Below are 25,856 nucleotides of genomic sequence, written 5' to 3'. Positions count from 1 at the left end.
GGATGGTCACGACACGCCTCCAGCGGCCTGGGTGAGCCTCAGATATGCCCGATCCCGGCCCATCAGGGGAAGGATATCCTTCAGTTCCGGCCCGTGCTCCTCGCCCGTCAGCGCAAGCCGCAGCGGGCGGAACAGGGCCTTGCCCTTCCGGCCGGTAGCCTCGGCGAGCGCCCCTGTCCAGGCCTTGAACGTGGCGCCGTCATAGGTGCCGGCGGGCAGTTGCGCTGCCGCCTCGGCGAGGAAGGCGCGCTCTCCCTCCTCCTCGATCGGCGGCGGCACGATCGCGCCGGCCACCACGTCCCACCAGTGGCGGGCTTCCGAGAGCATGTCGAGATTGCCGCGGATGGCGTGCCAGAACGTCTCCGTCGCGCCTTCGGGAAGCCGGGCGCGCACGGCCTCGAAGGGAAGCGCGTGCAGCACGCGGCGGTTCAGCGCGAGAAGCTGGGCGGGGTCGAACCGCGCCGCGCTCCGGCTGAAGGCGGCGAAGTCGAAACCGGCGACCAGCTCATCCCAGCCCGCGGGCGCGATGTCGGACGAGGTGCCGAGCCGGGCGAGATAGGCGAGCAGCGCGGCGGGCTCGATGCCGTCCCCCCTGAGCGCGCGGAGCGAGAGCGAGCCGATGCGCTTGGAGAGCGGCTCGCCATCGGCGCCGACGAGAAGCGGCAGGTGGGCGAAGCGCATCGCGTCGGGGTTGGTGCCGAGGGAGGCGATGATGTCGCGCTGCACGCCCGTGTTGGTGACGTGATCCTCGCCGCGGATCACGTGGGTGATGCCGTGGTCGATGTCGTCGACCACCGAGGCGAAGGTGTAGAGGGGCGTGCCGTCGGCGCGGATCAGCACGGGGTCCGACACCGCGCCGAGCTTCACCGCGCGTTGGCCGAGAACGAGATCGTCCCACTCGGCATGCCCGTCGGAGAGGCGGAACCGCCAGTGCGGCGGGCGGCTGGACGCGAGCGCCCTTGCGCGCTGCTCCTCGGTGAGCGCGAGGGCGGCACGGTCATAGATCGGCGCGAGGCCACGCTTCAGCCTCTGCTGCCGCTTGAAGGAAAGCTCCTCCTCGGTCTCCCAGCACGGGTAGAGGCGACCGGAGGCCTTCAGCGCCTCGGCGGCCATGGCGTAGCGGGCGAGCCGGTCGCGCTGGTGCAGCGGGCCTTCCTGCCAGGCGAGACCGAGCCAGCGGAGATCCTCCGCGATCGCCGCCTCGTATTCCGGGCGGCAGCGGGCCGTGTCGGTGTCGTCGAGGCGGAGGATGAACACCCCGCCGTGCCGCGCGGCGAACAGCGCGTTGGCCGCGGCGGCGCGGGCATTGCCGACGTGGAGATAGCCGGTGGGAGACGGCGCGAAGCGGACACGGGGGGTCATTCGCCCTCTCCGGGCTCGCCGCCCTCACCGTCCTCGTCGTCGTCCTCCTCGCCGTCGTCACGGCGCGGGTCGAGGCTGCGCCAGTCGCGCTCCTCGTCATCCGGGGCAACGGGATGGGCGGCGAAATGCGACAGCTCGGACGCGCTCTTCCAGCCCGCCTCGGCAGCATCGGCCACCTCTGCATCCTCGCCGAAGGCATGCCAGTCGGCAGCGACCTCCTCCGGCGTCGCGCCGGGAACGCGGCAGCGCTCGAGGCTGTCGCGGACGTAGCGGCGGGCGAAGGCGTTGGCGTGCATCAGCGAGGAGAAGCCCGGCACGTCCTCCACCGCCTCTGGCGCGGACGGATCATCGGCGGAGAGGTCGCGGATGCGCACCACCCAGCCGCCTTCGGGAGCGAAGATGCCGCCGATCACGACACGAGCCCCGTGAAGCCGTTGGTGATCGGGTAGCGCCGGTCGCGCCCGAAGGCGCGGCGGGTGATCTTCACCCCGGGCGGGGCCTGGCGGCGCTTGTACTCGGCGCGGTCGAGCATCCGCCACACGCGCAGCACCGTGGCACGGTCATGCCCGCGCGCGACCAGCGCCTCGACGCCCTCTTCGTCCTCGACGAGCCCTTCCAGGATCGAATCGAGCACGTCATAGGGCGGCAGCGTGTCCTGGTCGGTCTGGTTGGGCTTGAGCTCCGCCGAGGGCGGCTTGGTGATGATGCGCTCGGGCATCACCATGCCGCCGGGGCCGCGGCCATCGACGGGCCGGTGGCCGTTGCGCCAGCGCGACAGGGCGAACACGGTCGTCTTGTACACGTCCTTCAGGACCGAGAAGCCGCCGCACATGTCGCCATAGAGCGTGGCGTAGCCGACCGACATCTCGGACTTGTTCCCCGTCGTCAGCAGCATGTCGCCGAACTTGTTCGACATCGCCATCAGGATCAGCCCGCGCGCGCGCGACTGGATGTTCTCCTCGGTGATGTCGGGCGCGCGATTGGCGAAGACGGGCGCGAGCGCCTGGTGGAACGCCTCCATCGCGCCGGTGATCGGCACGGTGTCGTAGCGGATGCCGAGAAGCCGCGCCGCGTCGGCCGCGTCGTCGAGGCTCTCCTGGCTCGTGTAGGGCGAGGGAAGCATCACCGCCCTCACCCGATCCGCGCCGAGCGCATCGACCGCGACGGCGGCGGTGAGCGCTGAATCGATCCCCCCGGAGAGGCCGAGCACCACGCCGGGGAACCGGTTCTTGTTCACGTAGTCGGCGAGGCCGAGCATCATCGCGCGGTAGATGCTCTCCTCCCGCGTCTCCTCGGGCGGAAGCGGGTGCGGGGCGCAGACGAGATGGCTGCGGCTCCGCTTCCATTCGGTGACGGCAACGGCCTCGGAGAAGGAGGGCATGCGCAAGGCGGGCGCGCGATCGGCGTTCAGGATGAAGCTCGCGCCTTCGAACACGAGCTCGTCCTGCCCGCACACCTGGTTCAGGAACACGAAGGGAAGCCCCGTCTCGACGACGCGGGAGACGGCGAGGCTTTCGCGCACATGCTGCTTGCCCGCCTCGTAGGGGCTGCCGTTGATGGACAGGAGGATTTCTGCCCCCGTCTCGGTGAGCGTTTCGGAGACGGAGGGAAACCACCAGTCCTCGCAGATCATCAGCCCGAGGCGAAAGCCGCGGAACACCACGGGGCCGGGAGCCGGGCCAGGAACGAAATGGCGCTTGTCGTCGAACACGCCGTAGTTCGGCAGCTCGTGCTTGGCCCGCGCCGTGGCGATGCGGCCGCCCTCGAGAAGGAAGGCGGCGTTGTAGAGCCGCCCCTCCGTCAGCCAGGGGCCGCCGACGATCAGGCCCGGCCCGCCGTCGGCGGTGTCGGCGGCGAGCGCCTCGATCCTCTCGCGGCAGGCGTCGAGGAAGGCGCGCTTGAGGATCAGGTCCTCCGGCGGATAGCCGGCAATCGAGAGCTCGGGCGTGACGACGAGGTCCGCCCCCTTCGCTGCCGCCTCTGCCCGGGCGGCGCGGATGCGGGCTGCGTTCCTCTCCACCTCGCCTTCGTGCGGGTTGAGCTGCGCAAGGGCGATCCGGAGGGTCTCTGTCATGGCCGGAAGCTAGGTTCGGGGGGCAGGTGCGTCAACGCGGAGCGGCGGCGGGCCTGATCCGCGCCAGACCCCGTAGATCATGCCGCCCGACACGACGGCGACGCCCAGCATACCGGCGGGCCCGAGCGCCTCGCCGAGGATCGGCCAGGCGGCGACGGCGGCCAGCGCGGGCACGACGGCGGTGAAAAAGGCGAGCCGCGTCGGCCCGAGCGCCACCAGCGCACGCGTGTAGAGAAGCGAGGCGAGGACCATGGCGAGGGCGCCCTGGTAGAAGCCCTGGAAGGCGATCTCGCCCCAGCTCGCCTCCGGGAGCCGCGACGGCAGGGCAAGCAGCCAGACCGGCAGGTAGAGCGGCCCGCAGACGACGCCGACAGCCACGGTCGCCTGGATCGCGGTGATGCCCCAGCGGCGCACGAGAAGGGTGAACACGGCCCAGGACGTGGTGCCTGCGAGGAACAGGAGATCACCCCGCCAGGCCCCGGGGTGGTCCAGGAAATCGCCGCCCGCGAGAAGCACGATGCCGGCGAGCACGATGCCGAGCGAGAGCGCCTTCTCGGGCCCCACCCGCTCGCCGAGCCAGAGCCGCGCGACGAGCGCGGTGGCGAAGGGAAGCGCGCCAGGCAGGAGCACCGCCCCGTGCGAGGCAGGCGCCATCGTGAAGGCGACATAGGCGCAGAGCGGGAAGCCGAGCCCGGCGAAGGCGCCGAGCGCGAGCACGCGGTAGCCCGGGATGGCGCCGAGCGCGCCGCCCGCGGCGAAGGGCGCGAGCACGGCGAAGGCGACGGCGTGGCGAAGCGCGGCGAGATCCCACGGCGTCAGCACCCCCGTCGCGCCGGCGCGGCTGACGAGGATGAAGCCCGACCAGATGACCAGGACGAGGGAGGCGCAGGCAAAGCCGATGCGCTGCTCGCGCCCGTCGCTGGCGGCCACTCAGCGCGCCTCGCGCTTCAGCAGGAACTCGCGCCCGACCTTGACCCTCGGCACGCCGTCATAGGCGACGATGTCTGCCGTCGCGTAGGTCTCCGACCAGACCTCGGGCAGGTACGAGCCTGTGCCGACGACATCGAGCGGGGCAAGGCATTCGGCCATGATCCGGCACTTCGCCACCGAGAAACCCGAGGAGCCGACGATGCGCGCGCCGCCGAACCCCGCCTCGTCGAGTGCCTCGCGCATCCGCCACACCGCGGCGGCGGAGACGCCTGTGCCGACGAGCCAGCGCAGTTCCTCCTCCGAGCGGTAGCGGCGGATCGCCTCCGGCGCGTGCCGCTCGAGCACGGCGTAGGAGGCGGCCGGGTCGAGCGTCTCGAGGAAGCGGCCGCCATGGGTGTCGAGGCGGAAGGAGAGCCTTCCGGCCGCCGCCATATCGGGGAAGCGGCGGCAGACGGCGAGCGCGTCGGTGATCTCGGCGCCGAAATAGTCGACGAGCACGGTGAGCGGCTCGTCGGGGAAGGTCTCGACGAACATCTCTGCGGCGCCGAGCGTCGAGCCGGCATAGCCGATCAGGGCATGCGGCATCGTGCCGAGGCCACGGTCGCGGCCGAAGAACCGCGCCGTTGCGTGCGTGGCGTTGCCGATGAACCCCTTTGCCCCCCGCGCCTGCGCCGCGCGCGACCCGACCGAGGCGGCGTAGGCCATCAGCTCCGCCATCTCGGTCCCCGCGCAGTGCCGCGCATCCATCGCGAGGAAGGACACGCCGGGCAGGGCGAGGCACATTTCGCGCGCGTTCCAGGCAGCGACGCAGGGTGCGCCGAGCTTCTGCAGCAGGATCGTCTCGAGCTCGGCGAGCTGCGCGAAGCTGCCTGTGAGGTAGAGCAGCGGCTCGCCTGCGCCGACCTCGTCGCCCTCGGCGTAGAGCTCCTCAATGCGCACCTGCTCGCCGCGCACCGCGCGAAGCCAGTCGAGCGCGAGCCGTGCTGCCATCAGCACGGGGCGGCGGAGGAACACCGCGTAGGTGACGGTCGCGTCGCCGAAGCGTTCGACGATCGCGCGGGTGCGGCTGAAATAGACGTCGGTGCGCGCCGCGATCTCGCCGCCACGCGGCGCGGCACCGTCCGCCATGGGCTATTGCGCGGCGACCCGGCGACGATCCGCCGGCACGCGACGCTCCTTCAGCTCGGCAGCGATGAGGAAGGCGAGCTCGAGGCTCTGCTCCGCGTTCAGGCGCGGGTCGCAGAAGGTGTGGTAGCGCGACGAGAGCGAGGCCTCGGTGATGGCGCGCGAGCCGCCGAGGCACTCCGTCACGTCCTGGCCCGTCATTTCGACATGCACGCCGCCGGCCCATGTGCCCTCGGCCTGGTGCACGTCGAAGAACTGCCGCACCTCGGAGAGGATCGCGTCGAAGCTCCGCGTCTTGTAGTCGTTGGAGGCCTTCACCGTGTTGCCGTGCATCGGGTCGGTCAGCCACACGACCTTGCGGCCCTCGCGCTTGATGGCGCGGACGAGGCCGGGAAGCTTCGCCTCCACCTTGTCGGCGCCCATGCGCGCGATCAGCGTCAGCCGCCCGGCCTCGTTGCCGGGGTTCAGCGCGTCGCAGAGGCGGAGCAGGTCGTCGGCCTCGAGCGAGGGGCCGCATTTGAGGCCGAGCGGGTTCTTCACCCCGCGCAGGAACTCGACATGCGCGCCATCGGCCTGGCGCGTGCGGTCGCCGATCCAGAGCAGGTGGGCTGAGCAGGCGTACCAGTCGCCCGAGGTGCTGTCGACGCGCGTGAGCGCCTGCTCGTAGGGCAGAAGCAGCGCCTCATGGCTGATGTAGAAATCCGTCTCGCGGATCTGCGGCGTCGTCTCGCTCGTCATGCCGCAGGCGGCCATGAAGGCGAGCGTCTCGTCGAGGCGCGAGGCGAGGTCCTGGTAGCGCGCGGCCGCCGGGCTTCGCTCGACGAAGCCGAGGTTCCAGCGATGCACCTCGTGCAGGTCGGCGTAGCCGCCCTGGGCGAAGGCGCGAAGCAGGTTCAGCGTCGAGGCGGAGTGGAAGTAGCCCTGCTCCATCCGCTTCGGGTCGGGGATCCGCGCCTCGGCGGTGAATTCCGGCCCGTTGACGATGTCGCCACGGTAGGAGGGCAGCGTCACCCCGCCGACCGTCTCGTTGTCCGAGGAACGCGGCTTGGCGAACTGGCCCGCCATGCGGCCCATCTTCACCACCGGCACGGCCCCGCCATAGGTCAGCACCACGGCCATCTGCAGCAGCACGCGGAACGTGTCGCGGATGGTGTTGGCCGACATGTCGGAGAAGGCCTCGGCGCAATCACCGCCCTGGAGCACGAAGGCGTGCCCCTCGGCGGCGGCGGCAAGGGCCGCCTTCAGCCGGCGTGCCTCGCCTGCAAACACCAGCGGGGGAAATCGCCCGACCCGCTCCTCGACAGCGGCAAGGGCGGCGGCATCCGGATAGGCCGGAAGCTGCTTCACCGGCTTGCCCCTCCAGGAATCGGGGGTCCAGGGCGCGGTCATGGCGTGTGTTCCTCGAGTATCGTGGTTGCAGTGCAGCGCAAGTTATGCACAACCGGCGGCGCAGCGCTACTCCGCCGCCTTGGCGACAGAGCGGGGCCGCGCGGTGCGCATCGTGACGAACTCCTCCGCGGCGGAGGGGTGGATGCCGATCGTCCGGTCGAAATCCTGCTTGGTCGCGCCCATCACCACGGCGACCGCGAAGCCCTGCAGGATCTCGCCCGCATCCTCGCCGAGCATGTGCACGCCAAGCACGCGCTGCGACGCGCGGTCGACCACCAGCTTCATCAGCGTGCGGCGCTCGCGGCCGGTGATGGTATGCCTCAGCGGCTTGAAGCGACTCATATAGACATCGATCTCGCCACGCGCGGCGGCCTCGTCCTCCGTCAGACCCACCGTGCCGATGGGCGGGGCGGTGAACACGGCGGTCGGGATGTTCTCGAGGCTGATGGTGCGCGGGTTGTTGCCGAACAGCGTGTCTGCAAGCGCATGCCCCTGGCCTGTGGCGACGGGGGTGAGGTTCGCCTGGTCCGTCACGTCGCCGAGCGCGTAGATGTGCGGCACCGACGTCCGCCCGCCCTCGTCGACGAGCACGGCGCCGTTGTCGCGCAGCGCAACGCCCGCGGCCTCAAGCCCGAGACCTTCGGTGGCGGGCCGGCGGCCGATCGCTGCGAACACCGCATCGGCCTCGATCATCGCGTTATCGGTCAGGTGGACGAGGTAGCCTTCGCCCGCCTGTTCCACCTTTGTCACGTCGGTGTCGAAGCGGAGCTGGATGCCCGCGGCGCGCATCTCGCCGGCGAGTGCCTCGCGGATGTCGGGGTCGAAGCCGCGCAGGAACAGCCTGCCGCGATAGATCTGCGTCGTCTCGACGCCGAGGCCCGCGAGGATGCCTGCGAACTCGCATGCAATGTAGCCGCCGCCGATGACCACGGCGCTCTTCGGCTTCCTCTGCATGGAGAACAGTGCATCACTGATCAGACAGTGTTCCGCACCCGGAAAGGTCGGGTGGACGGCTTCGCCGCCCGCCGCGATCACGATGTGCTTCGCGGAGACGCGCTCGCCCGCGACCTCGACCGTGTGGGCGTCGATGAGCTTCGCGGAGGCATCGAAGATGCGCGCGCCGGCGCCGTCGAGCAGCTTGCGGTAGATGCCCGATAGCCGCTCCGTCTCGGCCGTGACCGCCTTCTGCAGCCCGCCCCAGTCATGGCCGCGCACGTCGATGTCCCAGCCGAAGCCTCGCGCATCCTCGGCCCAGGCGCCGTATTCGGCGGCCTGGACCATCAGCTTCTTCGGCACGCAGCCGACATTGACGCAGGTGCCGCCCCAGAAGCGCCGTTCCGCGACGGCAACCTTCGCGCCGTGGCCTGCCGAAATGCGGCCGCACCGGACCCCGGCGGAGCCACCGCCGATCACGAACAGATCGAAATCCATGAAGCTCCTCCAGGGCGCGGACCGTCAGGCGTGGCAGGTCAGGTCCCGATTCCTCCCAGGGCGATGTACTTCACCTCGAGATACTCCTCGAGGCCGTACTTCGAGCCCTCGCGACCGAGCCCGCTCTCCTTGAAGCCACCGAAGGGGGCAACCTCGGTAGAGATGATGCCCTCGTTCGCGCCGATGATGCCGTACTCGAGCGCCTCGGAGACGCGGAACACGCGGCCGACATCGCGGGTGTAGAAATAGGCCGCGAGGCCGAAGGGCGTGTCGTTGGCGAGCTCCACCGCCTCCTCCTCCGTGCGGAACCGGAACAGGGGTGCGACGGGCCCGAACGTCTCCTCGGAGAAGATCTTCGCCTCGCGCGGCACGTCGGCCAGCACCGTCGGCTGGAAGAAGTTGCCGCCGCGCTCGTGCCGCTTGCCGCCCGTCACGACCGTAGCGCCTTTCTGCAGCGCGTCGCCGATATGCTCCTCGACCTTCGCGACCGCATCGGCGTTGATCAGCGGGCCCTGGCCCACGCCGGGTTCCGTCCCGGGGCCGACCTTCATCGCAGAGGCGGCCTCCGCGAGCTTCTTCGAGAAGGCGTCGAAGATGCCGTCCTGCACCAGGATGCGGTTCGCGCAGACGCAGGTCTGGCCGGTGTTGCGGAACTTCGAGGCCATGGCGCCGGCGACTGCGGCATCGAGGTCGGCGTCGTCGAACACGATGAAGGGCGCGTTGCCGCCGAGCTCCATGGAGACCTTCTTCACGGTCTTCGCGCACTGCTCGAGCAGGATCTTGCCGACCTCCGTCGAGCCCGTGAAGGAGAGCTTCCGCACGGTCGGGTTCTCGGTGAGCTCAGCACCCGTCTCGGCGGAAGGCCCGGTGATGATGTTCATCACACCCGCCGGAAGCCCGGCACGCTCGGCCAGCACGCCGATGGCGAGCGCCGTGAACGGCGTCTGAGAGGCGGGGCGGACGATGCCGGTGCAGCCCACCGCGAGGCCCGGGCCCATCTTCCGCGTGATCATCGCCGCGGGGAAGTTCCAGGGCGTGATCGCCGCGAACACGCCGACGGGCTCCTTCATCACGAGGATGCGCCGGCCCTTGGCGTTGTGCGGGATCATGTCGCCGTAGGCGCGCTTGCCCTCCTCGGCGAACCATTCGATGAACGAGGCGGCGTAGACGACCTCGCCCTTGGCCTCGGCGAGCGGCTTGCCCTGCTCGGTCGTCATGATGAGCGCAAGGTCGTCTGCGTTGGCGAGCATCAGGTCGTAGAGCTTGCGCAGGATCGCGCTCCGCTCCTTGGCCAGCATCGCGCGCCAGGCGGGATAGGCAGCTGCGGCCGCCTCGATCGCTCGGCGGGTCTCGGCGCGGCCGAAGGCGGGCACCTCGCCGATCACCTCGCCGGTGGCGGGGTTGCGCACGGGGACGGTCTTGCCGTTGTCGGCACCGATCCACTTGCCGCCGACGAGGCAGGCCTGGCGGAACAGCGAGGGGTCCTTCAGCGGCAGGGGCGCGGCCGGGTTCAGCATGGGGTGGTCCTCCCGTTTCTCGGTGCTGGGGGGGACCATACACCCGTGATCGCGGGTGGTCGAACCGCTGGGGCTGCGGGCGTCGGCCGGGCGCCAGGTCAACTCCCCGAGACCGCGGGCTCTCGCCGATCCATTCGAGGCAGGCAAGGCCAGCGGGCGCTGTGCTGCCGTGGCCGGGGGCACCAGGCGGAGCCAAAGTGCCGTCGGAGCATCTGGTCCGATTGGAAATTGCTGGTGTTGACCAAGCGCAATGATCGGGGCGCCGTCCGGCTGCAGAGTGCTGTCTGCCATATCAGGTGCCAGCAAAGCGATGCATTCGCGACCGACTGTTCCCGTGTCTCCAGCGTTTCGCGATGAGGTCAAACGCGCAGAGCGCCTTGAGCGTCGCTATAGGCGGCGGCTCGGCATCGCGCTTTTTGCCGCTGGCGGCTTGGCTGGGTACCCGGTCTTGGCCCTCGTCGCCTGGCTGTTTGTGCCAACAGGAGGCAAGCCAAGCGCTTCGACCAGCCCCCTCGGAGGAATGATCATCTACGGTCTATTGGCAACCATCGCGTTAGTTGTCTGTGGAATACATGGAAAGCGTTCCGACCCAATCGGAGCGTCCACAACACCCCTTACAGTCGCGGTAGTTTTGGGATCGCTCTTCTTGGGGACCCAAGTGCTTTTCGGGCTGATGGCCGTCGCTGGGGACCCAGTGGGGTTCTGGCATTGGGCAGCGCCGCCGATTATGCAGCATCTCGATTCTATCGCAGTGATAGTAGCCGTTCCGGGGTGCATGTTGATCGCGAGCCTCGCGGCCCTGGCAATGGGTCGAAGGCGGATTGCATGGGCCATGCTCCTTCTGGCGCTGGGCATGACGCTGACCATCGCCAACGTCTTTCCGTTTGGCTACTTCATGCGGTTTGCGCGCTAGGTCCCATGGCCCTCAGAAATGTTGAGGGCATGCGCACGCCGAACGCGCAGTTGTGCGTTGCAGGTTCCGGGCGGACGCCGCCTAGCGCGGACCCAGCCTCTCAGTCGTGCGCGCGGGCCAGAGAGAGGCGGTTGAGGTGGGCGAACAGGAACGCGAGCGCCTCGTCGACCGTCGCCTCCCAGACGCGCATCGTGTGCCCGCCATCGACGAGGGCCTTCACCCAGTCGCAACAGGCCTGCACGGTCCTGACCCCGGCGAGCGCGGCCGACTGGACACCTCGAATAACCTGCCGGCTGGATGCTCCTGAGGCCGTTGAGGGCGGCCGCGGCAGCAGGAGGCTCAGACAGGCTCTGATCGATCAGCTTGGAAACCCATACATGTTCCAATAGATGTGACCAAACGTGGCGACAGGGAGGTCGTCACTCCACACACGCACCGTGACGATGCTGCCAGGATCAAGACGTTGCGCGTCCAGACGGGTCTCGATTCGTTGCATGGCGCCGATCTCTCCAAGCTCCAGCTTGCCGAGGAGCGTCGCCGGCGGAGAGAGACGATCTTTTTGGATGAGAGGCTCACCCAAGAATACTTCGCAGACGACATCTGTTGCTGCACTGATACTATTGTTGAACAATTCGATGATAATATCAGTGCTTCCCTGATTGTTCTGGCTGAACGAAATCGATCTCGAACGTGATTGAGCGCGAGCGTCTTGGGAGTCTGGTGAAACTCGTATCAGCCGAATGTCGGGATCACCAAACATTCGCCTTTTCTCATCAATCCGACTGTCCAACCGCCAGTTATCGCCAGTCAGGATAACATCCCACGCCACCATCAAACATCCCAACGTGGCATGATTATAAATGTAAGGAACAATCTTGAAACTATAGATATCATCTATCACCGACCCAGAAGTAATTGATAGGCTGAAGTGCTCATTCCTGGTTATATGGGTCGTTTCGACTCGATGGTCCAGATAGGTTTCCGTATGGGTGAGGTTCAGCCCGAACGATGCAGGAAGGAAGTCGAACAGCTCAGTCTGGATGGCAATGCTCGCACTGTTGGAGACTGAATTGAAAAGAGAGAAGTTCTTTCCGATTGTATCATTGTTCATTTTGCTGGCATCAAAAGTTTCTATTGTCCCGCCTTTCTCGTGTACGACCGAGATTCCACCACTTTCCTTGAACAGCTGGTTCTTCGCATCAAATCCCATTTTTTTCTTGTTGTTTGGCAAGAACTCGCAGTAAGACAGCAGCATACCGACTTCGGAGTTGGGCCGATAGCCATATTCCGGCAGGAAGCAGGGAACCAAACTCAGCCTCGGCGAACTGTCCCTTGGAAAGACCACAAGCACGTCAACGCTGACCGCGTCTTTCTCGGATGATCGCAGCACCGGATATCGCCAAACATCAAATCCTATCTCATGGACCATCATCCAGTCATGCTTGCTGCTATGCAATTGAAAATGAACGCTTTGTGTAACGGTCGTGTCCTTCAGGTCATCAAGACCATTGCTGTGAGAGTCATGGATCGCCTGTGACAGGCTGAAACCGCCCAATGAGGCGCTGAAATGCGTGTCATCCGACACCGTCCACATCTTGGAGGTGGATACGCTGTAGCCGGTGGTCTGATCCGAGGCCGTGTTGAAGCTGACGGTCGGCAGGTCGTCGCTGATCGCGGCGTCGAACGGCGGGGCCTGGATGATCGCCAGGATCTGTCTGGTGCTCTCCACCTGGGTGAGGGTGGGCGCCCCGAGGACCACGCTCTTCCCGGTCAGATCGGTCGGAAACGCGAAAAAGCGCAGGCTGCGGCTCCGGTTCGAATAGCCCGGATCCGAGGTGACGTCCCAATCGATTGTCGCCAGAGTTTGGCAGCCTTGGGCGAGGACCGGGACCCCGCCCGGGAGCACGATGTTGTAGGACCTGTTGTCCTTGGGCGGGGGCAGCTCGCATTCCGGGAAGCAGCCCGTGACAGGGTTGACTGGCACGAACCCCGACACGATCGGGATTGAATGCGACGCCGATTCGCGGGAATCGCGTGCCGCGCTGATGATCTGGACCGCCTTGTAATCGCCGAACACGCCAGCGGCGAGATAGAGGTAGCACTCGCCCCATCTGCCGCTTCCATGGGGTGCTTCCGGTGCGGTCGCGGCGACCACGGTCCGGCTCACGCAGGTGAGAGCGAAGGGCGAGCCCTTCGATTCGTCCAAGCTGAACGACATCAGCGCAACCGTGCTCTCCATCTTGCCGAAGAACGCCGGATAACCGACCACGAGCTGTTCGACCCCGGCCTGCTTGAGGTCGGCCGCCACCACCCTGAAGATCGGCGCTCCGGGGATCGCGAATCCGAACCCGACATCTGGATTGGCCCCGGCCAGCACGGCGATCCTGCCGTCGGCCCCGCAACCAACCACCGCGACCTGGCACGACCACGTGGCAGGCTGCTTGCCACCATGAACAACGACATACGGATTTACGCCATTCGCCCAGGCCAGGACGAGTTGCTGGTCCGCGACGCCTTTTCGCAGCCGCGCCACGGTGGCCGATACCTGCGCTCGTGCAGGCGGCCGTATGATCCTATGGTCTGGGCTTTCATGGTGCCATCGACCCTTGAAAACCGTCCCATGAGGGTCAACCGGGCCCGGCACCCCCCCCAATGTCAGCGTCGTGACCTGCTTCGGCTCCAGTTTCTCGTTGATCTTTGCCTGAGCATCGGGCGACAGGTCAGTCCAGGCGACCGCGTGGACTTTCAGGGAATGCGCGCGGAACGGGTTTTTCAGGTTCTCGTCGACCTCCTCCACCGTCGCCACCAGGAGGATCGACGCATCGCCGCTGCGAATCACCTCCGCTGCCACCGGCGAGCCGCACACCTGGTCGGGAAGCTTGACGAGGCTGATCTTCGCGCCAGCGTCCAAGTCCCAGAACTGCACGCCGAAGCCAGCGCCTGCGGCGACCAGAAGGGCCAATGAGCGCTTGTCCTTGGCGAGCGGGTCGTAGCCGATGGTCAGCACGGCGTCGCCGCTCATGTACCATGGCGTTGCCCGCCCCACGGTGTCTCCCGGTCGCTCCGGGACCGCCCCGGGGCCGGAGCTCGCACCTATGCTGAAAATCCTGACGAAGTCGGGGGGCACCAACCGCAAGTTGGTCGTCGTCAGCCCGGCAGCATCGTCATGGGCGATGACGTCCAGATCATCCTGCCTGACGATCACCACCTCCTGCTTGCCGGTTGCGAGGTTGGAGACCGCACGGACGGCTTGAATTCCGACGATCGGGGCAAGATCGACGGACTCGCTGGCCTTGGCGACGACATGCTCCCCGGACCCGGTGAAGGTCACTCTCTGGAGCACCGCGCGGTCTTGGCCCTTCGGCGCGCAAATCAGAGTGGTGTCGTGGATCGGATACAGGACCTGGCCAAGCTGCAGAGGTTCGGGCTTCACGGAGTGCCTCGTGATTCTGGCCGGGGTTTCACCGGACACGCGTTGCATTCAGGGTGGCAAGCAGCGCCGTCGACATCCGCAGACGCGGCTGTCGCGCGCATCGGCGCCAAAGCCATGGCAACCTCGGCGGAGCGCCTACACCCTCGCGAGCGCCCGCGGTCGACGCACCCGGGATGGACGCACCCGGGATCGACCCATGCGCCGGCAAGGGCTCCTCCTCCCGGGACGGTTCAAGCCTTTCACACGACCTCGAAGGGACGGAGGCAATAGTGAGCGTCGCCGTTCCCGTCGACCAAGCTGATCCTGTGGGTCCCCGCCGGCAACCCGTTGGGCACCCTGAACTGGATCTTTTTCTCGCTCTTCGTCGTGATATTGGCTGATCTGGTTCCAACTCGCAATGTGTTCCCAGCATCAAGATTGTCGCCATTGATGGTCACCAAATCACCCGAAGATGCGCGGCTGGGCGTAAGAGTCCTAAAGGAAATGACTACTGCGTTTTGCTTCTGATTGACTGTAAATTCCTGGCTTCCTTCGGCGGTGATGTATCCCGTGGGCACGGTGTGATCGCCGTCTTTCTTTCGCCCGCCCCTGATGGTTACGGTGAATGTACCACTTTTCGCGTCCTGGCCGATCCCGACGATGATCGTTCCTGCCTGCGGATCGACGCCGTCGACCATCAAAAGATGCCCCCCAAGATATACTTTTGTATTACTGTCATCTGCATAGTCAGGCATGCCCTCCATTGTCAGCGTCACAAGCTTGCCCGGCGTTGACTCAGTTGGATTGATGGCCGTTATTTCCATTGGGGTTTCCTTTCTCCCGTTTGACGATTGCGGTACTTCAGGCACTTGACGTGACGAGGGACTGACGCTGACAGGCGCCCGATCGATTGAACCCAATCGATCGGAACGTGCTCCAGCGCCCAGTGGGCGAGCGACAGCCAGATCAGTCGGCGCCCGAGCCACCTCGAATTCGGGCCTCGGGGAACACGACCCCGACTCGGCGCCAAAACTATACGACGGAGCGTGATTCGAAAGGAGAATGTTCCGGGTTGCGTTGTCGATCGGCACGCCGAGCCTGACCGAAGACCAGCGTCGGCCAGTCAGCCGGGACGGCGCGCACGTTTCGGTTTGACGTTCGAATTGGTCCCGGAGGCCGGCCACCCATGCTCCCGGGCGAAAGGCGATCCTTCGTCCGCGGCCGAGCCTCAGTCGTGGCGCTGGGCGAGCTGCTGGCGGGCGAGGTGGGCGAACAGGAAGGCGAGCGCCTCGTCGACGGTCGCCTCCCAGACGCGCATCGTGTGCCCGCCATCGACGACGCGGAACTCGATCTCGTCCGGCTGGTGCTCTGCCATCGTCTTGGACAGAAGCGCCGCCTCGAAGGCCGTCTCGAGGCGGTCATGGTCGCCGGCGGCGACGAACAACGGCACGCGAAGCGGCTGCGCCGCATAGGCGGGCAGGAGGGAGGGCCAGCACTCGGCCTTCCAGGCCTGCAGGCTGAAGCTGCCGTCGGGCCCGGCGAAGGCCCGGGCGCGGCGCGCGGCAGAGATGGGCGGCGGCACGTCGTGGTAGATGGCAGGCGCCCAAAGCGCCGCAGCCCCGAACAGGCCGGGGTGGCGCATGGCGATCCGCAGCGCGCCGAACGCACCGGCGGAATAGCCAGCGATCGCCCGCCCCTCCCGCGTGGTCATCACCGGGTACTTGGAGGCGACATCGGCCATCAGGTCACCGACAACCGCACTTTCCGCCGGGATGCCGGGACGATCGACCCACCAGGAATCGCGGCTTCCCGGCATCACGGCGATGAACCGCGGCAGGCGCCCGGCGAGGTAGCCATGCTCGGCCGCACGCCAGAGGCGGATCTGCCCCGCCCAGAACTGTTCGTCGGTGTTGGCGCCGTGCAGAAGCACGAGAAGCGGATAGGGGCCCTTCGCGCGGTCGTAGCCGGCCGGCAGGAACACGTTGTAGGGCAGCGCGCGCGCAGGGTCGGCCGAGGCGATCCGGTCAGGGAGCACGCGCCAATCGGTCGCGCGGGCCTTGCCGGCCGCAACGAGCCCCGCCCCCGCGAGAGCTCCACCGAGCAGCACACGCCGCGCGATCACGCTCGAAATATCCCCAGTCCGATCAGGCACGTCACGTTGCGATCGTCACTCCACCGTCACGCTCTTGGCGAGGTTGCGCGGCTGGTCCACGTCGGTCCCCTTCAGAACGGCCACATGATAAGCCAGCAATTGTGCCGGAATTGCGTAAAGAATCGGCGCAACGAAGGGATGCACGGACGGCAGGGCGATCGTGTGCGCGCACAGGCTCGCGAGCCGCTCGCAGCCGGCCTTGTCGGAGACGAGGATCACCCGCCCGCCGCGAGCATGAACCTCCTGCACGTTGGATGCGGTCTTCTCGAAGAGCGGTCCGGCGGGGGCCATGACGACCACCGGCACCGCCTCGTCGATCAGCGCGATCGGCCCGTGCTTCATCTCGCCCGCCGGGTAGCCTTCGGCGTGGATGTAGCTGATTTCCTTGAGCTTCAGCGCACCTTCCATGGCGATGGTCCAGGCCGTGCCGCGCCCCAGGTAGAGCACGTCCCGCGCCTCGGCGACTTCCTCCGCGACGCCGCGTACGATGTTGTCCGCCTCGAGCACCTCTGCCGCCATGGCAGGCACCTCGATCAGGGCGGAGGTGAGCTCCGCCTCCTGGCCCGGGGCGAGGGTACCGCGAGCCCGCCCCGCGGCGATCACAAGGCAGGCGAGCGCGGCGAGCTGGGTGGTGAAGGCCTTGGTCGAGGCGACGCCGATCTCCGGCCCGGCAAGCGTGTGCAGAACCCCGTTGCTCTCGCGCTCCATCGCACTCTCGCGCGCGTTCACCACCGAGAGGATCCGCTGGTTCTGCGTCTTCGCCCAGCGCAGCGCCGAGAGCGTGTCGATCGTCTCGCCCGACTGGGAGATGAAGAGCGCCATGGCGCCGGGGTCGAGCACAGGCTCGCGGTAGCGGAACTCGGAGGCGATCTCGGAGACGGCGGGAAGCCGAGCGACCTGCTCGAACCAGTCGCGCGCCACCTGGCCGGCATAGAGCGAGGTGCCGCAGGCGACGATGGAGACGCGGGGCACCTTGCCGAGGTCGAGGCCGAGCTCGGGAAGCGTGACGGCCCGCGTCGACGGGTCGATGTAGCTCTTCAGCGTATCCCCGATGACGGCCGGCTGCTCATGGATCTCCTTCTCCATGAAGTGCCGGTAGTTGCCCTTGCCGACCATGGCGCCAGAGACCGCCGTGCGGCGGATCACCCGCTCCACCTCGCGGTCATCGGCGTCGAACACCGTCGCGCCCTCGCCGGTGACGACCGCCCAGTCCCCCTCTTCGAGATATGCGATGCGCTCGGTCAGTGGCGCGAGCGCGAGGGCATCGGAGCCGACGAACATCTCCCCGTCGCCGTAGCCGATGGCGAGAGGCGAGCCGCGGCGTGCGGCCATGATCAGGTCATGCCGCCCGGCCACCAGAACGGCGAGCGCGAAGGCGCCGTGGATCCGCTTCAGCGTCGCCGCCATCGCCTCCTCGGGCGAGGCGCCGGAGGCCAGGTCGCGGTCGAGCAGGCGCGCGACCGTCTCGGTATCGGTCTCGCTCTCGAACTCGGAGCCGGACGCGACGAGCTCGGCCTTCAGCGCGGCGTGGTTCTCGATGATCCCGTTGTGCACAACGGCCACCCGCCCGGTCGCGATCGGGTGGGCGTTGACCTCGGAGGGTCGGCCATGCGTGGCCCACCGCGTGTGGCCGATGCCGGTCGTGCCCGGAAGCGGACGCTGGTCGATCAGCGCGGCGAGGCGGGCGATCTTGCCCTCCGCGCGGCGACGCTCGATGTGCCCATTCACCAGGGTTGCGATGCCGGCACTATCGTAGCCGCGGTACTCGAGCCGCTTCAGCGCATCGAGCAGAAGGGGTGCCGCCACCCCGCGCCCGACGATGCCGACAATGCCGCACATGCCTAACCCTCCTTGGCTGTCTTGCCGGCCAGTTTCCTGGCCTTGGCCGCCTCGCGGAAATCCCGCGCCCGGCCTGGCCTCTCCTCCTGCCGCGCACGGCCGAAGGCGAGAGCGTCGGACCCCACATCCGACGTGATGGTGGACCCTGCCGCGACGATCGCTCCGGCGCCGATGCTGACAGGCGCGACGAGCGCGGCGTTGGAGCCGATGAAGGCACCCGCGCCGATCACTGTCCGGTACTTGCCGTATCCATCATAGTTGCAGGTGATGGTTCCCGCGCCGATGTTCGCGCCGGGCCCGATCTCGGAATCGCCGAGATAGGATAGGTGGTTCGCCTTCGCACCGGGCCCGAGAACCGTGTTCTTGAGCTCGACGAAGTTGCCGACATGTGCCCCCTCGCCCACGGCGGCGCCGGGGCGCAGCCGCGCATAGGGGCCGATGGTCGCACCTGCCGCGACCGTTGCCTCCTCGAGATGGCTGAAGCTGTGGATGACCGCCCCTTCGGCGACGCGGACACCCGGGCCGAACACGACATGCGGGTGCACCGTGACATCGGGTGCGAGCACCGTGTCGGCGGCGAGGAACACCGTCTCGGGCGCGATCAGGGTCGCGCCGGCCTCCATCGCCGCAGCCCGCAGCCGCTTCTGCAGGGCGGCCTCTGCGGCGGCCAGCTCAGCGCGGGAGTTGATGCCGAGCACCTCGTCCGCCGGCGCCTCTGCCACCGCCACCCGCACGCCCTCGGCGCGGGCAAGCGCGACGATGTCCGTCAGGTAGTACTCGCCCTTGGCGTTGTCGTTGCCGACCGCGCGAAGCCAGCGAAGCATGTCGGGGGCAGGGGCGCAGAAAAGCCCCGCATTGCAGAGCGTGACCGCCCTCTCCTCAGCGCTCGCATCCCGCCATTCGACGATGCGTGCGACCGAGCCGTCCGCCTCGAGCACCACGCGGCCGTACTGCGCCGGGTCGTCCGGGGTGAACCCGAGCAGGGCGAGCCCCGCTCCTGCCTCGCGCCGCCGCGCCACCATGGTGGACAAGGTGCCGGAGGAGACGAGCGGCACGTCGCCATAGAGGATGATCGCCTCGCCATCCGTCGAGGCGAGCGCATCGGCAGCCATCAGCGCCGCATGGGCGGTTCCCAGGCGCTCGGCCTGCACGACCACCGCGTGCGGGGCGGCCGCCTTGCGCATCGGGTCGAACCCGAGCTCCGGCCCGGCGACCACGACAATGCGCCCGAACCCGGCTGCCTCGCAGGCATCGAGAAGGAGGCGGACCATCGGCCTGCCGCCGAGCCGGTGGAGGGGCTTCGGCACCTTGCTCTTGAGGCGGGTGCCAAGGCCTGCGGCGAGGATGATGGCGGTGGAGGACGACACGGTTCCGTTACCTCAGGACGCGGTTCTGCCCTTCCACGACGGCCCCTGTCAAAGCGCCCCGCGGTCACTCATTGTGTCGGGCAGCAATCTTCTGGAAGCAATCCTTGGCCAGCAACGTGGAGAAACGGTCAACGTGGACGGACGGTCAATGACACATGTCACACCCAACCGGCGGGCCGTGTGCCTCGACCTCGACGGCACGCTGATCGACAGCGCACCCGACCTCGCCTCGGCGCTGAACCGCCGCCTCGTCGCCGCCGGCCTGGCCCCGCACCCGGTCTCCGCGGTCAAGCGGATGATCGGCGACGGCGCGCGCATGCTGCTGACGCGGGGGTTCACCGCCGCCGGCCGGCCGCTCGACGAGGCGGGGCTGGCGCGCGAGCTCGAGGCGTTCATCGAGGACTACGAGCGCAACGCCCTGGTCGAGACCCGCCCCTTCCCCGGCGTGACCGAAACGCTCGATGCGCTGCGTGACGCCGGGTTCACGCTCGCGGTGGTCACGAACAAGCCGGAGAACGCCACCCACATCGTCCTCGATGCCCTCGGCATCGACGGGTACTTCGCCACCGTCGCGGGTGGCGACAGCTTCCCCGTCCGCAAGCCGCACCCCGGCCATCTCCTCGGCGCGCTCGAACGGATCGGCATCGGGCCGGACGCCGCGGTGATGGTGGGCGACCATCGCAACGACCTGCTTGCCGCGCGCGACGCGGGGGTCGCCTCGATCTACGCACGCTTCGGCTATGGCGAGGAGGACCATCGCGCCTTCGGCGCGGCAGGGGCCATCGCCTCCTTCACGGAGCTTCCGGGCGCCGTCGAGGCCGCCTTCGCCACCCCCGCCGCGACGTGATCGCCCCGGAGGCTTGAGCATGGCGGCAACTCGGCGCATCTGACGGCGATGCAGGAGACGACCGCCGCATGACGCCGACCGTCCGGGTGCAGACCGAGGCTTTCGACATCGCCGCCGAGACGGCGGCGCTCGCCGGCGGGCGCACCGATGTCGGCGGCATCGCGAGCTTCGTCGGCATCACCCGCGCCGATGACAGGCTTGCGCGGATGGTGCTCGAGCACTACCCGGGCATGACGGAGCGGGCGATCGCCGCGATCGCGCGCGACGCCGCAGCGCGCTGGCCGTTGACCGGCTGCACGGTGATCCACCGAGTCGGTCCCCTGACCCCCGGGGAACCGATCGTGCTCGTGCTCGCCGCCTCGGCACACCGCACCGCCGCGCTCGAGGCCTGCGCCTTCCTGATCGACTGGCTGAAGACCAAGGCGCCGTTCTGGAAGCGCGAGGAGTTCGCCTCGGGCGACAGCCGCTGGGTCGAGGCGCGGGCGAGCGACGACGCGGCTGCAGCGCGCTGGACGGCCGGATCTTGATCCCGCCCCGCCTGGTGGCCGCGGCGGCGATCGTCGCCGGGGCGCCGTTCCTCGTGTGGCCAGCCTTCGTCAACGGCTACCCGCTCCTCTTCAGCGACACGGGCGCCTTCCTCGCGCAGACCCTCGTTCCGCTGATGATCTGGGACAAGCCGTGGGTGTACGGGCCGCTCCTGCACCTGTTCCACTGGCGGCTGACCCTCTGGCTTCCGGTCGCGGCGCAGGCGCTTCTGCTTTCCCACCTCCTCTGGCTCACAGGCCGCGTGGTGTGGGGGCGGCGGCCGTTCGCGCATGTCGGCCTTTGCGCCGCAGCCGGGCTGCTGACCACCGCGCCCTACACGATCGGGCTGCTGATGCCGGACGTGTTCACCCCCGCTCTGGTGCTCTGCCTGTTCCTGCTCGGCTTCGGCGCCGACAGGCTCGGCCGCGGCGAGATGGTGTGGGCCTTCCTCGTCGCCACGCTCGGCATCGCCGCCCATCTCTCGCACCTGCCGGTCGCGGCCGCGCTCGTCGTCCTTGGCCTGCTGCTTCGGCGCACTCTGCGGCCGGTTGTACGCATGGCATCGCCTCTCGTCGCGGCCCTCCTCGTGCTCCTTGGGACGAACCTCGTGGGCCACGGCACGCTGTCGCTCTCCCCGCACGGCTCGACCTTCCTGCTCGCGAGGCTGCAGGACGACGGGCCAGCGGCGCGGACCATCGCCGCGCTATGCCCCGAGCGAGGCTGGTATCTCTGCGACTTCGTCGACCGCATGCCGATGGACAGCGACCTGTTCCTCTGGGAGCGCGACAGCCCGATGAACCGCGACACTGCGGGCAACGACCTGTTCCTTGGCGGGGTGCTGCTCTCGGCGGAGGCACGCGAGATCGTCTCCGAGACGATCCGGCGCGAGCCCGTCGCCGTCGCGCGCGCGATGATCGTCAACGCCTTGCGCCAACTTACGATCATGCGGGCGGGCGACACGCTTGGCTGGGACCATGTCGATGTCGCCGTGGGCACGCGTATCCGCCAGTACTTTCCCGAAGGTGAGGTCGCGCGCTTCGAGGCGTCGGGCCAGGCGCAGGGAACGCTGCTCGCCTCGCTCTCGCCGCTGCTTCCCTGGCATCCGTTGATCGTCGCGCTGTCCGTGCCGCTCGCTCTGTTCGGCGCCTGGCGGGCGCAGCGGCGCGGGCATGTCCGGTCCGTCGCGCTTGTGCTCATCGTGCTCGGCGGCGCGGCGGCCAATGCCTTCGCCTCCGGAGCCCTCTCCAAGCCGCATCACCGCTACCAGGCCCGCGTTGCTTGGCTCATCCCGGTCGCGGCGACGATGGTGTTCTTTCCGGCTCCCTCGCGCAGGCGGGTCGAGGAGCCTGCCGCGACGACCAGGGTGGCGGCCTGAGGCGAGCCGAAGTTCGCTACTGACGGAGCGTCTGGCGCGTCGGAAGCGGAAGGCGCCCGGGCGACGCCCGCGTCATGTGCACGTACACGGTGCCCCAGTTGCTTTCCGCCTCGATGCGGACCGGGATCATCGGCAGGCCGGGTCCGGGGCTCGCGAACCACGCCGTTCCGCCGCGCGGCTTCGAGGCCTCCTCGCGGTTCTGCTCCTTCCAGAAGCCGGCGATCTGCCTGCCCTCGAACCGGCAGCGCAGGGCCGGCCCTGCGAAGCTTCCCCAGCGATGGGCGGGCAGCGTCTCCATCCCTTCCGTCACCGCCTTGAAGTCGCTCCTGCGCCGGCCGTCGAACACCTCGGCCGAGCCGTCGCACCGGTTCGCGGTGGCGGCCTGGCGGACCAGCCCGGCAAGGGCGGTCAGCGCATCGACCGTGCCGCGCTGGAGCTCGGGCGGAACGGGGTCGCGCTCCTCCTGGTTGGCGGGTTCGAGGCGAAGGATTTCCGGGTTGGGACCCGTCCAGGCCATCGCGACCGCGCGCAGCCGATCGCGCCAGCGCCCCTCCATGCCGAACCGCTCCGGCGCGAGGCCGAGCGGCGTGGCGGCGGGGCGGATGCGCCCCTCGGCATAGGACGTCGTCTCGCCATCGATGAACACGGCCAGCATGCCTGTGGTGCGCATCGTGCCGACGACACGGTAGGCCTCCGCGCCGAGCTCGAGCGACGCATCGAGCGTCGCGACCGAGAAGCCGGACCAGTAGGCGGTGTAGCTCGCCTGCACCTCGGTTGGTGCCCGCGTCTCGGCGGCGGCACCGAAGGCGGCCACGGGAAGGGCGAGGGAGGCGATGAGGAGCGCGCGCATACGCTGCGATATGCCCCAACGACGTTCCGCATCAAGTGCAACCGTGCCGGCTCGCGCGACCGTGCCCGGTGCGTGCGTGCGACGCGAGCGCCGCCGGTAGCCCCGTATCACCGCATGTGTATGGTCAACAAAAAATAAACGCGCCTGTGTGTTCTGCGTCACGTCGATCACGTTTCGTTCTCATAGTATCATCCCACGCCATTCGACGGTCGCGCGTCAGGAAAGGGGACACAAGCGATGACATTTTTCGGTTCGGCGGCACTCTGGGGCAGTTGCGTCGCCATTGCTGTCGCTGGGGCGCAGGGTGCGAAGGCCGCCGCGGTCTCGAACGTGACGCAGGCCTTCGTCCGTTTCCATGTGTCGGAGGGCCTGTTCGCGCCGCCTTCGCCCACCCTCGCGGTGACCGATGTCATCTTCGCGACCACGCTCGGCACGGCCCGCGCTGGCGACGGCTCGGTCCGCCACGCCGAGAGCTTCTCGCGCTACGGCCAGGGCTTCCAGGCCGCCATCGCCGCGCAGGCAGAGATCGGCGCCTCGGGGGCGGCCACGGTCTCCTACACTGCCGAGATCACCGCCACCGTCACCAACCTCGCGGCGACCGGTACGGGGGCTGGCACTTTCTTCTACCTTCTCGACTTCAGCGCCTTCGACCGGCACGGCCTGCTGCCGATCAGTTCGGTCGGCGCGGTGGTCCTCGGCGCCATGGCCGACGACATGACGCGCGAGGAGGCACGGTTCGCGAGCAGTGTGACGTTCGACGGCGCGCTGATCGACCGAAAGGGCTGCGCGACGGGCGATGCCGGCGGCTTCCCGCTGCCGCCTTCCGGCGCCGAGTGCGGCCCAGACTCCCCGGATTTCAGCACGGTCGTCACGAGCTTCACGCTCGACGCAGGCGAGAGCCGGGACTTCTCCTGGACCCTGTCGGTGATGGCGGAGGCAGCGACCTTCGGCGTGACGCCCGAGGCCGTGCCCGTTCCGGCGCCTTCTCCCGCGCCGATCCTGGCCGCGGGGCTGCTCGGGCTGGCGCTGTCGCTGCGGCGGCGAGGCTCGCCTTGACAGGCAAGCCTCCGCACTCCTAAGACCCCGCACCTTGGATGGGCGCGTAGCTCAGCGGGAGAGCATCGCCTTCACACGGCGGGGGTCGTAGGTTCAATCCCTACCGCGCCCACCATCCTCGGTCCCGGAAGTGTTCAGTCGAACGAGGCGAAAAGCGGCGTCGAGAGATAGCGCTCGGCGAAGCTCGCGCAGATGACGACGACGCGCTTGCCGGCCATCGACGGCTCCTTCGCCACACGCAGCGCCGCAGCCACCGCTGCACCCGAGCTTATGCCGACAGGGATGCCGTCGGTGCGCGCGAGCCGCCGCGCGGTGGCGATCGCCTCAGCCTCCGCCACGCGCTCGATACGATCCAGCAGTTCGGGATCGAGGACGGAGGGCACGAACCCGGCCCCGATACCCTGGATGCCGTGCGGCGCGGCCCGCTCGCCCGACAGGACCGCGCTCTCGTCCGGCTCGACACCGATGACGCGAAGCCCGGGCCTGCGCGGCTTCAGTGCCCGCGCGATGCCGGTCAGCGTCCCGCCGGTGCCGACACCGCCGACGATCGCGTCCACCTCCCCTGCCGTGTCGACCCAGATCTCCTCCGCCGTCGTCGCCTCGTGGATTGCCGGGTTGGCGGGGTTGTCGAACTGCCGCGGCATCACCGCCCCAGGCGTGGCGGCGACGATCGCCTCGGCGCGGGCGATCGCGCCTGCCATGCCCTCGCGGGCCGGCGTCTCGACCACCTCCGCGCCCATGAGCCTCAACATCTTCCGCCGCGCCTCCGAGGCCCCCTCGGGCATCGTAACCACCAGGCGGTAGCCACGCGCGGCGGCGACGAAGGCAAGGGCGATGCCGGTATTGCCGCTTGTCGGCTCAACGAGCGTTCCCTGGCCGGGGCGGATCGTGCCCGCCTCCTCCGCGGCGCGGACCATCGCAAGCCCGATCCTGTCCTTCACAGAGCCGAGCGGGTTGAAGAACTCGAGCTTCAGCACGAGGTCGGCCGCGAGGCCCTCCGCGGCGGCAAGCCGCCCGGCGCGGACGAGCGGCGTGCGCCCGATCGTGTCGAGGATGGTGTCGTGGATCGTGCCCTGCAGCGTGGCAGGGAGCGGATCGTCGGCGAAGGAAGCGTCCATGGGAGGTGGAATACCACGAGACCGTGACGTAGTTTAGGCGGATGGCACATCGAGCGGAGGAAATCGGATGCTGGACGTGACGGGCCGCGAAGCCATCGCCGTCGCGGCGGTGGTCGACGTCGCCCTGCATGGCGGGGCGGACCCGGTTGGCGGCGCGATGGTGGCCGAGCGCCTCGGCCAGAACCCGCGCGGCCTCGAGCCGCTTCTGCAGGCGCTGAGCCGCGCCGGCATCCTCGCCTCGAGCCGCGGGCGACGCGGCGGCTACAAGCTCGCCCGCGCGCGGCGCGACATCACCGTCGGCGCCATCATCCGCGCGCTCGACGAGAGCGCACCTGCGGGGCCGGAGCTTCCGCCCATGGTCCGCGCGGTCGTCGCGCCCGCGTGGCGCGAGGCGGGGGCCAAGGCGCTCGCCACGCTCGACGGGATCACGGTCGAGCAGCTTGCCCGCAAGGCAGCCCAGGCGGGCCTCGCGCCAGAGCCGGACGTTCCGATCACCTATGCAATTTAGGCTTTTCTGAAAATCACGACCTCAGAGCGTTTTGAATTGCCGCTCTTCTCGGTCTATGCGTTGCTG

21 protein-coding genes and 1 tRNA gene are annotated in these 25,856 nt (G+C 68.4%); 6 read left to right on the top strand and 16 right to left on the bottom strand.

All coding sequences use genetic code 11. The annotated features are described in order from the left end of the window. Nucleotides 1-6 precede the first annotated feature (6 nt). The 14 genes from gltX to glmU all read right to left on the bottom strand — a co-directional run bounded on the left by gltX (nt 7) and on the right by glmU (nt 19,511). On the bottom strand, nt 7-1,362 hold the full coding sequence (gene gltX, locus FIF60_RS03770) for a glutamate--tRNA ligase (RefSeq protein ID WP_144183989.1): 1,356 nt from the start codon (nt 1,360-1,362) through the stop codon (nt 7-9). Next, entirely contained in the window at nt 1,359-1,775 is a 417-nt protein-coding gene (locus FIF60_RS03765; RefSeq protein ID WP_144183987.1) for a hypothetical protein, read from the bottom strand. Before FIF60_RS03765 ends, gltX begins: the two co-directional genes overlap by 4 nt. After that, nucleotides 1,772-3,436: an NAD+ synthase gene (locus tag FIF60_RS03760; RefSeq protein WP_144183986.1), complete on the bottom strand. Its 1,665-nt coding sequence runs from the start codon at nt 3,434-3,436 to the stop codon at nt 1,772-1,774. The genes FIF60_RS03765 and FIF60_RS03760 overlap by 4 nt, the downstream gene beginning before the upstream one ends. A gap of 9 nt (nt 3,437-3,445) precedes the next feature. Continuing rightward, nucleotides 3,446-4,366, bottom strand: a complete 921-nt coding sequence (locus FIF60_RS03755; RefSeq protein ID WP_144183984.1) for a DMT family transporter — start codon at nt 4,364-4,366, stop codon at nt 3,446-3,448. Further along, a complete protein-coding gene (locus FIF60_RS03750; RefSeq protein ID WP_144183982.1) occupies nt 4,367-5,494 on the bottom strand; it encodes a beta/alpha barrel domain-containing protein in 1,128 nt (375 codons plus the stop codon). It lies immediately after the preceding gene. A gap of 3 nt (nt 5,495-5,497) precedes the next feature. Beyond that, nucleotides 5,498-6,880 (bottom strand): class II 3-deoxy-7-phosphoheptulonate synthase, encoded by a 1,383-nt coding sequence (locus FIF60_RS03745; protein WP_144183980.1) that lies wholly within the window; start codon nt 6,878-6,880, stop codon nt 5,498-5,500. Nucleotides 6,881-6,946: 66 nt separating this feature from the next. Beyond that, nucleotides 6,947-8,311 (bottom strand): glutathione-disulfide reductase, encoded by a 1,365-nt coding sequence (gene gorA, locus FIF60_RS03740; protein WP_144183978.1) that lies wholly within the window; start codon nt 8,309-8,311, stop codon nt 6,947-6,949. A 38-nt stretch (nt 8,312-8,349) separates the two neighbouring features. Beyond that, nucleotides 8,350-9,828 (bottom strand): NAD-dependent succinate-semialdehyde dehydrogenase, encoded by a 1,479-nt coding sequence (locus FIF60_RS03735; RefSeq protein ID WP_144183976.1) that lies wholly within the window; start codon nt 9,826-9,828, stop codon nt 8,350-8,352. A 1,013-nt stretch (nt 9,829-10,841) separates the two neighbouring features. Further along, nucleotides 10,842-10,982, bottom strand: coding sequence for a hypothetical protein (locus FIF60_RS21485; protein ID WP_158639054.1), 141 nt, complete (start codon nt 10,980-10,982; stop codon nt 10,842-10,844). 117 nt (nt 10,983-11,099) lie between these two features. Continuing rightward, nucleotides 11,100-14,174 carry a hypothetical protein gene (locus FIF60_RS03730; protein ID WP_144183974.1) on the bottom strand — a complete coding sequence of 1,025 codons (3,075 nt, stop codon included), beginning with the start codon at nt 14,172-14,174 and terminating at the stop codon, nt 11,100-11,102. A 239-nt stretch (nt 14,175-14,413) separates the two neighbouring features. Continuing rightward, nucleotides 14,414-14,977: an IPT/TIG domain-containing protein gene (locus FIF60_RS03725; RefSeq protein ID WP_144183972.1), complete on the bottom strand. Its 564-nt coding sequence runs from the start codon at nt 14,975-14,977 to the stop codon at nt 14,414-14,416. Nucleotides 14,978-15,381: 404 nt separating this feature from the next. Continuing rightward, a complete protein-coding gene (locus FIF60_RS03720; protein ID WP_158639053.1) occupies nt 15,382-16,275 on the bottom strand; it encodes an alpha/beta hydrolase in 894 nt (297 codons plus the stop codon). 45 nt (nt 16,276-16,320) lie between these two features. Next, on the bottom strand, nt 16,321-18,144 hold the full coding sequence (glmS, locus tag FIF60_RS03715; protein WP_144183968.1) for a glutamine--fructose-6-phosphate transaminase (isomerizing): 1,824 nt from the start codon (nt 18,142-18,144) through the stop codon (nt 16,321-16,323). A 2-nt stretch (nt 18,145-18,146) separates the two neighbouring features. After that, a complete protein-coding gene (gene glmU / locus FIF60_RS03710) occupies nt 18,147-19,511 on the bottom strand; it encodes a bifunctional UDP-N-acetylglucosamine diphosphorylase/glucosamine-1-phosphate N-acetyltransferase GlmU (protein ID WP_144183966.1) in 1,365 nt (454 codons plus the stop codon). Nucleotides 19,512-19,659: 148 nt separating this feature from the next. On the opposite strand from glmU, the gene gph reads away from it, so the two are divergent. The 3 genes from gph to FIF60_RS03695 all read left to right on the top strand — a co-directional run bounded on the left by gph (nt 19,660) and on the right by FIF60_RS03695 (nt 22,258). After that, the gene (gene gph, locus FIF60_RS03705) at nt 19,660-20,358 is read left to right on the top strand and encodes a phosphoglycolate phosphatase (RefSeq protein ID WP_144183964.1); all 699 of its coding nucleotides are present in this window, start codon (nt 19,660-19,662) and stop codon (nt 20,356-20,358) included. Nucleotides 20,359-20,426: 68 nt separating this feature from the next. After that, nucleotides 20,427-20,885, top strand: coding sequence for a molybdenum cofactor biosynthesis protein MoaE (locus FIF60_RS03700; RefSeq protein WP_144183962.1), 459 nt, complete (start codon nt 20,427-20,429; stop codon nt 20,883-20,885). Then, a complete protein-coding gene (locus FIF60_RS03695) occupies nt 20,882-22,258 on the top strand; it encodes a hypothetical protein (RefSeq protein WP_204251096.1) in 1,377 nt (458 codons plus the stop codon). The genes FIF60_RS03700 and FIF60_RS03695 overlap by 4 nt, the downstream gene beginning before the upstream one ends. 16 nt (nt 22,259-22,274) lie before the next feature. Here the strand turns inward: FIF60_RS03695 and FIF60_RS03690 are convergent, their stop codons facing one another. Further along, on the bottom strand, nt 22,275-23,108 hold the full coding sequence (locus FIF60_RS03690; RefSeq protein WP_144183960.1) for a DUF3108 domain-containing protein: 834 nt from the start codon (nt 23,106-23,108) through the stop codon (nt 22,275-22,277). A 237-nt stretch (nt 23,109-23,345) separates the two neighbouring features. Between FIF60_RS03690 and FIF60_RS03685 the strand changes: the two genes are divergently transcribed. Together FIF60_RS03685 and FIF60_RS03680 are read left to right on the top strand one after the other, a co-directional pair. Further along, nucleotides 23,346-24,164 (top strand): hypothetical protein, encoded by an 819-nt coding sequence (locus FIF60_RS03685; protein WP_144183958.1) that lies wholly within the window; start codon nt 23,346-23,348, stop codon nt 24,162-24,164. A 40-nt stretch (nt 24,165-24,204) separates the two neighbouring features. Continuing rightward, nucleotides 24,205-24,279, top strand: a tRNA-Val gene (locus FIF60_RS03680). A 19-nt stretch (nt 24,280-24,298) separates the two neighbouring features. Here the strand turns inward: FIF60_RS03680 and cysK are convergent. Further along, on the bottom strand, nt 24,299-25,282 hold the full coding sequence (cysK, locus tag FIF60_RS03675) for a cysteine synthase A (RefSeq protein ID WP_144183956.1): 984 nt from the start codon (nt 25,280-25,282) through the stop codon (nt 24,299-24,301). Nucleotides 25,283-25,349: 67 nt separating this feature from the next. On the opposite strand from cysK, the gene FIF60_RS03670 reads away from it, so the two are divergent. Beyond that, nucleotides 25,350-25,790 carry an RrF2 family transcriptional regulator gene (locus FIF60_RS03670; RefSeq protein ID WP_144183954.1) on the top strand — a complete coding sequence of 147 codons (441 nt, stop codon included), beginning with the start codon at nt 25,350-25,352 and terminating at the stop codon, nt 25,788-25,790. Nucleotides 25,791-25,856 lie beyond the last annotated feature (66 nt).

Source organism: Elioraea rosea (assembly GCF_007644105.1).
GTDB classification, from domain to species: Bacteria; Pseudomonadota; Alphaproteobacteria; order Acetobacterales; family Acetobacteraceae; genus Elioraea_A; species Elioraea_A rosea.
The sequence above is the reverse complement of the archived record's forward strand: the minus strand, read 5'-3'. Positions and strand labels throughout refer to the sequence as shown.

Coding starts and splice junctions, on each gene's coding strand:
- FIF60_RS03670 (WP_144183954.1), top strand. CDS start 25,350: ATGCTGGACGTGACGGGCCGCGAAGCCATCGCCGTCGCGGCGGTGGTC.
- gltX (WP_144183989.1), bottom strand. CDS start 1,362: ATGACCCCCCGTGTCCGCTTCGCGCCGTCTCCCACCGGCTATCTCCAC.
- FIF60_RS03760 (WP_144183986.1), bottom strand. CDS start 3,436: ATGACAGAGACCCTCCGGATCGCCCTTGCGCAGCTCAACCCGCACGAA.
- gorA (WP_144183978.1), bottom strand. CDS start 8,311: ATGGATTTCGATCTGTTCGTGATCGGCGGTGGCTCCGCCGGGGTCCGG.
- FIF60_RS03735 (WP_144183976.1), bottom strand. CDS start 9,828: ATGCTGAACCCGGCCGCGCCCCTGCCGCTGAAGGACCCCTCGCTGTTC.
- FIF60_RS03725 (WP_144183972.1), bottom strand. CDS start 14,977: ATGGAAATAACGGCCATCAATCCAACTGAGTCAACGCCGGGCAAGCTT.
- FIF60_RS03690 (WP_144183960.1), bottom strand. CDS start 23,108: ATGCGCGCGCTCCTCATCGCCTCCCTCGCCCTTCCCGTGGCCGCCTTC.
- cysK (WP_144183956.1), bottom strand. CDS start 25,282: ATGGACGCTTCCTTCGCCGACGATCCGCTCCCTGCCACGCTGCAGGGC.
- FIF60_RS03750 (WP_144183982.1), bottom strand. CDS start 5,494: ATGGCGGACGGTGCCGCGCCGCGTGGCGGCGAGATCGCGGCGCGCACC.
- FIF60_RS03700 (WP_144183962.1), top strand. CDS start 20,427: ATGACGCCGACCGTCCGGGTGCAGACCGAGGCTTTCGACATCGCCGCC.
- gph (WP_144183964.1), top strand. CDS start 19,660: ATGACACATGTCACACCCAACCGGCGGGCCGTGTGCCTCGACCTCGAC.
- glmS (WP_144183968.1), bottom strand. CDS start 18,144: ATGTGCGGCATTGTCGGCATCGTCGGGCGCGGGGTGGCGGCACCCCTT.
- FIF60_RS03745 (WP_144183980.1), bottom strand. CDS start 6,880: ATGACCGCGCCCTGGACCCCCGATTCCTGGAGGGGCAAGCCGGTGAAG.
- FIF60_RS03685 (WP_144183958.1), top strand. CDS start 23,346: ATGACATTTTTCGGTTCGGCGGCACTCTGGGGCAGTTGCGTCGCCATT.